Annotated in this window: 9 protein-coding genes and 1 pseudogene; 5 read left to right on the plus strand and 5 right to left on the minus strand. The window is 27.7% G+C overall.

Annotated elements, in window-relative coordinates; all coding sequences use genetic code 11:
* The 3 genes and pseudogenes from QX51_RS20545 to QX51_RS04100 all read left to right on the plus strand — a co-directional run.
* Positions 1-364: pseudogene (locus QX51_RS20545) on the plus strand (hypothetical protein); the annotation flags it as partial.
* Between the two features lie 159 nt (positions 365-523).
* The gene (locus tag QX51_RS04095; protein ID WP_039678645.1) at positions 524-1,609 is read left to right on the plus strand and encodes a hypothetical protein; all 1,086 of its coding nucleotides are present in this window, start codon (positions 524-526) and stop codon (positions 1,607-1,609) included.
* 401 nt (positions 1,610-2,010) lie between these two features.
* A complete protein-coding gene (locus QX51_RS04100; protein WP_278246202.1) occupies positions 2,011-4,671 on the plus strand; it encodes a calcium-translocating P-type ATPase, PMCA-type in 2,661 nt (886 codons plus the stop codon).
* Between the two features lie 73 nt (positions 4,672-4,744).
* On the opposite strand, the gene QX51_RS04105 is transcribed toward QX51_RS04100, so the two are convergent.
* The 4 genes from QX51_RS04105 to QX51_RS04120 all read right to left on the minus strand — a co-directional run bounded on the left by QX51_RS04105 (position 4,745) and on the right by QX51_RS04120 (position 8,544).
* Complete coding sequence (locus tag QX51_RS04105; RefSeq protein ID WP_052232869.1) at positions 4,745-5,839, minus strand: pyridoxal phosphate-dependent aminotransferase; 1,095 nt, start codon at positions 5,837-5,839, stop codon at positions 4,745-4,747.
* Between the two features lie 17 nt (positions 5,840-5,856).
* Complete coding sequence (locus QX51_RS04110; RefSeq protein ID WP_039678647.1) at positions 5,857-7,179, minus strand: aminotransferase class III-fold pyridoxal phosphate-dependent enzyme; 1,323 nt, start codon at positions 7,177-7,179, stop codon at positions 5,857-5,859.
* 138 nt (positions 7,180-7,317) lie between these two features.
* Positions 7,318-7,638, minus strand: coding sequence for a YlbF/YmcA family competence regulator (locus QX51_RS04115; protein WP_039678648.1), 321 nt, complete (start codon positions 7,636-7,638; stop codon positions 7,318-7,320).
* Between the two features lie 75 nt (positions 7,639-7,713).
* The gene (locus QX51_RS04120; RefSeq protein WP_039678649.1) at positions 7,714-8,544 is read right to left on the minus strand and encodes a pyridoxamine kinase; all 831 of its coding nucleotides are present in this window, start codon (positions 8,542-8,544) and stop codon (positions 7,714-7,716) included.
* A 221-nt stretch (positions 8,545-8,765) separates the two neighbouring features.
* Between QX51_RS04120 and QX51_RS04125 the strand changes: the two genes are divergently transcribed.
* Positions 8,766-9,920, plus strand: a complete 1,155-nt coding sequence (locus QX51_RS04125; protein WP_052232870.1) for an amidase domain-containing protein — start codon at positions 8,766-8,768, stop codon at positions 9,918-9,920.
* Positions 9,921-10,064: 144 nt separating this feature from the next.
* The gene (locus QX51_RS04130) at positions 10,065-10,265 is read left to right on the plus strand and encodes a cold-shock protein (RefSeq protein ID WP_018589602.1); all 201 of its coding nucleotides are present in this window, start codon (positions 10,065-10,067) and stop codon (positions 10,263-10,265) included.
* Between the two features lie 105 nt (positions 10,266-10,370).
* On the opposite strand, the gene QX51_RS20550 is transcribed toward QX51_RS04130, so the two are convergent.
* Positions 10,371-10,666: hypothetical protein (locus QX51_RS20550; protein WP_039678650.1), on the minus strand; the 296-nt coding region annotated here is incomplete at its 5' end.

The following is a 10,666-nucleotide window of genomic DNA, read 5'->3' on the forward strand; positions in this document are numbered from 1 at the left end:
TGTATATATAGATAGTGATAAATACAATTTAGAAGATATTGAGAAATACTTACCAAATAAAGTTACTATAAAATCTAATAATTTAGATAACAATACTGTTAGTATAGATTCAAATTTACCAATAAGTAGAAATCTTAATATAGATGGCTATAAATCAGAAGTAAATTTAAATCTTCCACTAGATAGATATAAATTTAAATTTGATATAAATGCTTATGAAAATATAGATTTAAATGAATTTTTACAAAGCGATTTTGACAATGAAGAAGAATACAACTTAAAAGAATTCAAAAAAACTATAAATAAAGATTTAAAAAATGAATACAAAGTAAATGTTCACGCAGCAAATATATATTTCGATTAAAAATATTTTTAACCTTCAACAATACAAGTAAAGCCTACTTGTATTGTTTTTTTGTATCACAATAAGTAACCAGATGATACTCTTTTCATATAATTATATTAAGTAACATAAGTTCTATGGGCTTATGGAATAAATACAACAAAAGGAGTTTGACTTATTATGAAAAAAAAGAAGAAACAATCTTGTTCTTGCACTCCTCAAAATGAAGCTTGTAAACCAGTTGAAACTGTGAAACCTACTAAAAAATGTGAAGTATGTAAACCATGCGAGACAGTAGTAGAATGTACACCTATTTCATCTTGTAAACCATGTCCTACTGAAAAGAAACCAATGGCTTCTTATGTAGAGTGTCCTTGTGGAGATTATGAGATAACTTGTGTAGATAAATGTGTAGAGTTAGCGAAAAAGGCTGAAGAGTTATTTGAAAAAGCTTGTAAATATGAAGCTAATGCAACACAAACATTTAATCAAGCTAAAGAATGTGAAAAGAGTGCTAAATTATTATCACAAAAAGCATGTAATTTATTGCAAAATGCAAACAAAAGTGAAAATCAAGCAAGAAATGATGAGTGCAAAGCTAAAGAGTTAATGCAAAGAGCTCAAGAATTATCTGAAAAAGCAAGAGCTTTAAAGAAAGAAGCAGAATGTATTGAAAAAGATGCAAAGGAAAATTGCGAAAAGGCAAAATGTTTATATGAAAAAGCAGAAACTTACAATGAAAAAGCAAAATGCTTATATAATCAAGCGTTAAAATATGACGAAAAAGCATTAGAATGTTACAAAACAGCAGGGGATAAGATAAAAGAATACGAAGGTAAGTCTAAGAAATGTGAAGAAATGCTAGATAAGTGTGGTAATAAATTACAAAATTGTGAGAATAATTGCGTATCAAAGCCATCAATACAATCTAAAATGGATACTACGCCATCAAAACCATCATGTGGATGTAATAAACCTTGTAAAAATACTTGTGAAACTATAGTTGAAAAGACATGTAAATGTGATGATGAAATAATTTATGTGGATATGGATAATAGTTGCTCTTTTGGAGATTCATGTTCAACTTATGTAAGTCCAATGTATAATATGGCACCAATGCAATGTATGGGTAACTTTACTAATAAATATCCATCATTAGATAATTCTAATATGTCTCCTTATACTACTACTCAATATGATGAGATGTGGATGAATTATTATATGTATATGCAACAAATGATGCAGCAAATGCCTTATAATAAATAAGATAGGAAAAAATAGGGGGAGAAGGTAGAGCTTTTAGTTCTACCTTTTTTACATAAGATGAAGATGTTAAGTTTATGTAAAATGATGAAAATATATGGAAATATATTCTAAATTGCGTGATATGATAATATACTATAAATATATTATTAAAATAATTAATTCACAGGGGAGTAATTCCGCAGTATATGCGAGGTAAATCAACATCTTGGCTGATAATTTGGCCTGGTTTATCTTAATGAATGAGACTTGTGTATAGATTTTTCTATGCACAAGTCTCATTTTTTACATTAAAGTAATTTATAATTTATCTGATTTGTAGATAAATTATAAACTTTAACCTATTTGAATAGAGCAATGGATTACCTGAAGCAAAGCAAATTTTTAGTTTTAAAGAATTTAAAATAAAAGGAGGTAATAAAATGAGAGAATACTTACTGGGTTACAAAGAAATATTAAGTTCATTAAAATCTAGTTATGAGGGAATAAGCGAAGAAGAAAGTAAAATAAGATTAAAAGAAAATGGATTAAATAAACTAGAGGAAGGAAAGAAAACACCATTAATTGTAAAATTTTTAAAAGAGTTAACCAATCCGATGATAATCATACTTATTGTGGCAGCGATAGTATCAGGTATAACAGCAGCCTATGCCAATGAGTCTTTTGCAGATGTTTTTATAATATTTGCAGTAGTTGTAATTAATGGAATACTTGGAGTATATCAAGAAAATAAATCAGAAAAGGCCATAGAAGCTTTGCAAGATATGACTGCATCAACATGTAAAGTAATAAGGAATAATAAACAAGTAATAATTAAAAGTGAAGAACTAGTTCCAGGTGATTTAATTTTATTAGAAGCAGGAGATGCAGTACCTGCTGATGGAAGAATTATAGAAAGTGTAAGTTTAAAAATTGAAGAAGCAGCTTTAACAGGAGAATCTGTGGCGGTTACAAAACATAATGACATATTATCATTATCATCTGGTGAAAAAGATATACCTTTAGGTGATAGAAAAAACATGGTTTACATGGGAAGCTCAGTTGTTTATGGTAGAGGTAGGGTTGTAGTAACAGCTACAGGAATGAATACAGAAATGGGGAAAATAGCTCGTGTACTATCAAATACAAAAGAAAGTCAAACACCCTTACAAGTTAAACTAAATCAGCTTAGTAAAATTTTAAGTTTTTTAGTTATAGGTATATGTATATTCATATTTTTATTTACTCTTGGAAAATCCTATCCAAATCTAAGTGGAAAAGTATTTATAGATACATTTATGGTAGCTGTAAGCTTGGCTGTGGCAGCTATACCAGAAGGGTTAGCTACAGTTGTTACAATAGTTTTAGCTATTGGAGTCACAAATATGTCTAAGAAAAGTGCTGTTATAAGAAAGTTAACAGCAGTAGAAACTTTAGGGTGTGCTCAAATTATATGTTCAGATAAAACAGGGACTTTAACACAAAATAAAATGACAGTAGTTAAATATTATGGTAATGATGAAAAACTTTTGGCTAAATCAATGGCACTTTGTAGTGATGCTACATTAGATGAAGATAGTAAAAAAGCAGTGGGAGAGCCAACGGAATGTGCTTTGGTTAATTATGCATACAATTTAGGACTAAATAAAAATGATTTAATAAAAACTGAGGTACGTGCCGAGGAATTACCTTTTGATTCCAATAGAAAAATGATGACTACTATTCATAAACATAAAGATAATTATATTCAATATACAAAAGGAGCTCCTGATGTTGTATTAAAACATTGTAATAAAATATTAATAAATGATAAAGTAGAAGATCTAAGTGAAGAAATTAGAAATGAGATAATTAAAGAAAATAAAAATATGGCCGATAAAGCTCTTCGTGTATTATGTTCTGCCATAAGATATTATGAAGAGGTACCTAAAGAGATTAGTAGTGAGGCTTTAGAAAATAATCTTATATTTTTAGGTCTTACAGGTATGATCGATCCAGTAAGAGAAGAAGTAGTTGATGCAATAAAAGAATGTAACAGTGCAGGGATTAGACCTATTATGATTACTGGAGATCACAAAGATACAGCAGTTGCTATAGCTATGGAACTTGGGATAATTAAAGATAGTAGTGAAGCTATAACTGGTGCTATGTTAAGTGAAATGAATGATGAAGAATTTGAAAAAAATATAGAAAAATATTCAGTATATGCAAGAGTACAACCAGAGCATAAAGTTAGAATAGTTAATACATGGAAGAAAAAAGGGAAAATTTCAGCAATGACAGGTGATGGAGTAAATGATGCTCCAGCAATAAAAAGCGCTGATATAGGTGTAGGTATGGGTATAACTGGTACAGATGTTACTAAAAATGTTTCAGATATGGTCCTTGCCGATGATAACTTTGCTACTATAGTCCATGCAGTAAAAGAAGGCAGAAGAATTTATGACAATATAAGAAAGTCTATTCAGTTTTTATTATCATCTAATTTAAGTGAAGTTGTAGCTATATTTTTTGCTACATTAGTAGGTTTTGTTATTTTAAAGCCTGTTCACTTATTATGGATTAACTTAATAACTGACTGTTTTCCAGCTTTAGCACTTGGAACAGAAAAAGAAGAGGAGGACATTATGAAAAGATCCCCTAGAAACTCAAGAGAAAGTATATTTGCTGGTGGGGTCAGTAAAGATGTTATATGGCAAGGATTTATGATTGCCATAATCACAATAGTAGCTTATGTGGTTGGTCACTATATGGAAAGTGGAATATGGGAGTTTGTAAATAGTGCAGATGGAATGACAATGGCATTTTTAACTATGTCCATGGCTGAAATATTCCATTCATTTAACCTTCGTTCTAGAAGACACTCCATATTTACTATAAAGGGTCAAAATAAGTTTTTATGGGGAGCAATGATAGTATCACTTTTATTGACTCTTGCAGTAATTTATATACCATTCTTATCAAATGCATTTGGGCTTGAAACTATATCGCTTATGGAATATGGTGTATCACTTCTAATATCATTTACAGTAATACCTATAGTTGAAGTGGTTAAGTTTTTTCAAAGAAGATATGAAGTTAAATAATTATAAAAAGGAACTGTATATTTTTATACAGCTCCTTTTTATACATAAGCTGAAGTAGGATGCAATAAAATTTTTATAACTCATCAATATATTCAAAAGCTTGTAACACTTTTTCTAAGTTCTTTTCTTTGGGGACTCTTAATCTTACATAATTTTTATCTAAACCCATATAGCTACAACCACTTACTACGACTATATTAAACTTGGAAAATTCTTTTTGAAGATTTATATTTGGGTTTTTATGATGTAATAAAAAAATGGCAACTGTTTTGTCAGTATGAGAGATTATGAGGTTTTTCAATGATTTAAAAAAATAAGACTTAATTTTTTTATTTATGAATAGAGTTTCATTTATAAAATTATTATCATTCAATGCTATAGAAGCCATTTGTCGTCCGATTTCATTTATACAATAAGGATTAGTAATTTTATTTAGAGGATTATAGAAATTATTTGGTACAACCATATAACCAGCTCTAATTCCTGCGAGGGAAAAAAATTTAGAAAATGTTTTAAGTATGATTATATTATCATAATTGTTTATTAGGTTTATAGATGAGTTTTCTGGGCTCATATAATCACCATATGCTTCATCAACTATAATAACTATTTTGTATTCTTTTGCAATTTTAACGATTTTTTCAATTTGTTTTAATGAAATAATTTGACCTGTAGGATTATTAGGATTGTCTAAATATATTAATTTATACTTATTATCTATAAGTTTTATAAATTCATCCTCATCAAAAATGTGATTATTTTCTTCTTTTAAGGTATAATAATTAAAATTTCCTCCATGCATTTTAACATCCATAGCATACTCTGGAAATTGAGGTGTACATCCTAGAACATTATCATTAGGTTGTAAAAACAATTTATTTGATAAATATATTCCGTTAATTGAACCCTCAGTTAATATAATATTATTTACTTTTAAGCAGATATTATTATTCCAGTAATCTATTATAGATTTTTTTAGAAGATTTCCATGAGGATAGTCTTTTAGAGTAGAGTAGTTTAAATTATTAAAAGCATCTTTTACATTTGATGAAAAGGTAATAGTATTTATTCCGTCATAACAGTTTATGCATATTTTAGACAAATCCTCATCTTTTGCATAAGATAAAAAATCCTCTTCCATAATATATTTGTTAATTTTATAATTCAAATATTAACCTCATTTTGTTACCAACCATTTATAAAGGTATAAGCATCATCACTGATTTTTCCACTGATAAAATCATTAATAGAATTTTCTAATATTTCTGTTGATTCATCTATTTGATTTTTAGTGATAACTAAAGGTGGTTGTATTCTTAATGTATTTTCACCTAAGGAGATAAGTAGTAAACCATTTTTGATACATTGATAACATATTTTCTTTGTGGCTGATTTGTCAGGTAAATCAACTCCTATTGATAAGCCTAAACCACGCACATCTTTTATAATATTAGGATATTTCTCTTTTAGAATGTTCAACTTATTTATTAAATAAGAGCCCTTCTCTTTAGTTTGCTCAATTATATTATCTCTCTCGAATATTTCAAGCATTTTTAATGCAGCTACACATACAGTAGTATTTGCAGAAAGAGTAAAAGCATGAGCAGGAGCACTTAAACATTCCATAATTTCGCTTTTACCAACTACCAACCCTAGAGGTAAACCTCCTCCTAAGGATTTACCCATAACAATTAAATCAGGTTCAATATTAAAATGTTCCATAGAAAACCAATATCCACATCTACCTAAGCTTTGTTGAATCTCATCCGCTACAAACAATATATTGTTCTTCTTACATAATTTATATAAGTTTTTTACATATCTTTTCGGTGGAATAATAATACCAGAATCACCAGCAATAGGTTCAAAAAATACAGCAGCCACTTCGTCAGCAGGTAAATACATTTGAAAAGCATTTTTTATTTCCTCTAGACATTCCAGGTGACATTCACTTTCATTTTTATTATAAGGGCATTTGATGCAAACAGGATAGTTAAAGTGATAAACATCAGGTAGAAGAGATCCTATTTTTTTTCTCATATTTAAACTTATGGCAGAAATTGAAATAGAGCCATAAGTACTTCCATGATAAGCGCCATTAAAGGAGATAATTTTATTTCTACCAGTATACCCCTTTGACAGTTTTATTGCAGCGTCTATAGATTCGGAACCCGTAGTACTATAAAGAACTTTTTTATCATTATCTCCAGGAGCCAAATTTATTATTTTTTCAGCAAGAAGTACAGGTGACTCACAAGTAAAATAAGCAATAGTGTATTGTGTAATTTGGTCCATCTGATTTTTTACAGCTTGAGCAATTTCTTTATTACCATGCCCAATATTTGCAGAGGATGCACTAGATAGAAAATCTATATATTCATTTCCATCATAATCATAGAGTAAAGCACCTTTGCCGTTTTTAATTGCTATGGGGCAATAAGGTAGTTTTTGAATGCTTGATAAAAACTTTTTTTCTCTCTCACAAATATTTTTATTGCTAAGATTCATGATACTTACCTCCTAACTAATTAATAATATGTAGTAATAACTTTTTATATAAATAATAATTCTAGACTTTCATAAAAGTCAATATAACAATAAAACTTCCATATATTTATATGGAAGTTTTATTGTTATATATTTAATTTATTTTAAAAGCTCATTTTCAATTGATGAATAAATTTTTTTCATCATAGAATTAAATTCATTAGTGCTATTCATGTAGTTTGTTACAAGGGGATCATTGAAAAAATTAATATATTCTTTATCAAGTTTGGAGATTCTTTTATTTGCATCATCAATTTTATACCTAGAATAAATTTGATTTTTTTTATTTAAATAAGCATCTAGATGTCTTTTTAAAGATTTATTTTTTTCTAGTTCCTCTTTATATCTATCCATTGTTTTAAACTCTCTAGTACCTTTAATATAATAAGCAAGTTCTTTAGCTTTTTGATTTATATCCATAAAAATATCCTCCTTTAGTTCTATATTATATTTTATAAACTTAAAGAAGGATATAGAATAAAATTCCACTAATATTTAGATTTTTTTATCAATTGAAGTTAAATCATTTAAAAACATTTCAAACATAACGCCTTGATTTCTATCCTTTTCGTATTTAGAAGTATAAGAGACACATTTGTATATAAAGTCAGATGCTGTTTTTACTGCAAAATCTAAATCGTAATTATTAGTTATAAGCCCACAGACTATTGAAACAAAAATGTCGCCAGTGCCACTGTAAGAACATTTATTATATTTAAGTCCATATGTAAAAGATTTATTAGTTTTTTTATCATAAGATAAGTTATAAATTTTTTCGTTCCTAATTATACCTGTAATAATTACTTTCTCAGGACCTAGATTGCTTAAATCCTTAGCTATACTTATAATTTCTTCTTCACTAAAGTCTTTTTGAAATTCTTTATTTAACAATAAACATGCTTCAGTTATATTTGGTGTAATTAAATTTGAATGAATAACCAAATCTTTCATTTTACTACATGTTTTTTCGTTGAAAATAGGATAAAGTACACCATCATCACCAAGAACTGGATCAACAATAACAAATGATTCAGGGTTTTCTTTTATAAAATTACTGACAATATCTATTTGATCTATAGAACCTAAGAATCCGCTATATATAGTATTTATTTCTAAATTTAAATTTTTCCAAGTGCGTGAGTATTTTTTCATTTCTTCAGTTAAATCTAAAAAGGTATATTCACTAAAACCCGTTTGACTTGATAAAATAGCTGTAGGAAATGGACAGCATTGCACCTTTAAAGCTGATAATATGGGAATTGCTACAGTAAGAGAACATTTTCCAATACCGGATAAATCATTTATAGCAGCTACTTTTTTTAACATTTATGAACCTCCATTTTAAAACATTAAAATTATAATATAATTTTATATTACTATAAAAAATAAAAAATTGTTAAGCTTTTTTAGATTGATTGGAAAATATAAAGTGTATTAATACAATTCTATCTATAACTTTGAAAATAATCCTAAAATTATTTATAACTATTTGGATATACTAAAACTAAATTAAAAATAGAAGTACTTTCTATTGGGAGGTGTAATGCTTGAAGGTAAGTAAAAATAAGTACATTAAGTATATTTTATTATCTTCATTATTAGTTTTATTTTTTGCTTTAATATTTAATTATAAACCTAATAATATGAGTGAGGAAGAAGCTTTAGTTAGAGAAGTTTATAAAGATAAGGGTGAAAATCCTAAAGAGATAAGTGAACAATATACTGTACTTTTGGAAAATCTTTTTGATTATAGAAATAAAGCAATTTTAGATAAAAATGCGGATATACTAAAAGGGCTTTATGATACGGATATAAAGTTCGGTCTTTGGGCATATGAACAAGAAGTGAAAAAAATGAAGTATCTAGAAAATTGGTCAAGCAAACAAGGTGTAAGTTTCAATAATATAAAGACAAAAGTTAAAATAAAAAAAATGAGAGAAAGAGAAAAAAATCTATACGGCATTATTTGTGATGTATCTACAGAATATAAATATTCTTATGAAAATGATCCTAAGAAAATAAATATGTTCAGAATAGGTACATATCATTATCTTCATGTGAAAATAAAAGATGACAAATATATAATTACAAAAGAATGGTATACAGATCCATTTGCTGATTCTTTAAATTTAGAAAATATTAAATCTGATGATATTAAAAACTATATTATAAATCATGAAGAAATTCATCCAGAACTCACAAAAGAGCAAGAAAAGGCTATAGAGTATGCACATAGATATTGTGGAGCAGCAGCTGATGAAGAATTTGGATTAAAATTTAATACAAAATATCGTGATTTTAATTGTGATGGTGGAGATTGTGCTAATTTTGCATCACAAATAATGTATGAAAGTGGTAAATTTAATAAAAATGCAATTTGGAATTATGAAAATGGAAATGCTACAAAAGCTTGGGTAAATGCTCAAGGATTTAAAAACTATATAGTGAATAGTGGACGAGGAAGTTATATTTCTAAGGGAAGTTACGAAGAAGTCTATAGAGAAGCTTATAATTTGAGACCTGGAGACTTTGTTGGATATGAGAAAAAAGGAAGGATAACTCATGTATCAACCGTCACAGGATTTGACTCAAAGGGATACCCTTTAGTAACCTGTCATAATACAGATAGACTACTAGTTCCATGGGATCTAGGATGGAGTGATAAGGCCATTAGATTCCATTTTATTAAAGTGAATTATTAAAAAAATATCATATATTAAAAAAATTATAAACGTAGTATATAAACAATCAAGTTTGACAAAACTATGTATATATGTTAAAATTATGTTAGAGTTGCATTTTTAAGCAGCTAAATTAAAAGTGTGTTTTTAGGAGGATTTAATTAAATGAAAACTGGTGTAGTAAAATGGTTTAACAACGAAAAAGGATTTGGATTTATATCTGTAGAAGGTGAAGGAGATGTTTTCGTACATTTCTCAGCTATACAAGGTGATGGATACAAATCATTAGAAGAAGGACAAAATGTAGAATTCGACGTAGTTGAAGGAGCAAAAGGTCCTCAAGCTGCTAACGTAGTAAGAATATAATTAAAATTCATATATATTAGTATTAATTAGTAACGAAATATTAGTAATATCTAGTCATATGTGAAAGAAAAGCCACCTATTAAAGTGGCTTTTTTTCTGTATAAATTAAATTATCTTAACTAATTTATTGCCATCTATTAAAGTAAAGTTTTCTTTATTGATTAATAAATCATATAACTCTTTATCGTTGTACTTGAAAAACTTATTTAAACACTCTTCTAGATCATCTTCCAATTTATCAAATTCATCATAGAAAGAAAGATCAATAGCAAGGTTTTCCATTTCTTCTCTCAACTTATTCATATCTACAAAAGAAAAGGCATAAGAAAAATCTAATTTCTTATTTATAATCATTTCTTTTACAGCATTAACTAAATTATTTTCATTATAAGGTATTGTAA

The sequence above is a fragment of the Terrisporobacter othiniensis genome, from assembly GCF_000808015.1.
In the GTDB taxonomy this organism is placed as follows: Bacteria; Bacillota; Clostridia; order Peptostreptococcales; family Peptostreptococcaceae; genus Terrisporobacter; species Terrisporobacter muris.

Excerpts from the sequence above, each read along its gene's own strand:
- QX51_RS04095 (WP_039678645.1), top strand. The coding sequence starts at position 524 with ATGAAAAAAAAGAAGAAACAATCTTGTTCTTGCACTCCTCAAAATGAA.
- QX51_RS04110 (WP_039678647.1), bottom strand. The coding sequence starts at position 7,179 with ATGAATCTTAGCAATAAAAATATTTGTGAGAGAGAAAAAAAGTTTTTA.
- QX51_RS04115 (WP_039678648.1), bottom strand. The coding sequence starts at position 7,638 with ATGGATATAAATCAAAAAGCTAAAGAACTTGCTTATTATATTAAAGGT.
- QX51_RS04120 (WP_039678649.1), bottom strand. The coding sequence starts at position 8,544 with ATGTTAAAAAAAGTAGCTGCTATAAATGATTTATCCGGTATTGGAAAA.
- QX51_RS04130 (WP_018589602.1), top strand. The coding sequence starts at position 10,065 with ATGAAAACTGGTGTAGTAAAATGGTTTAACAACGAAAAAGGATTTGGA.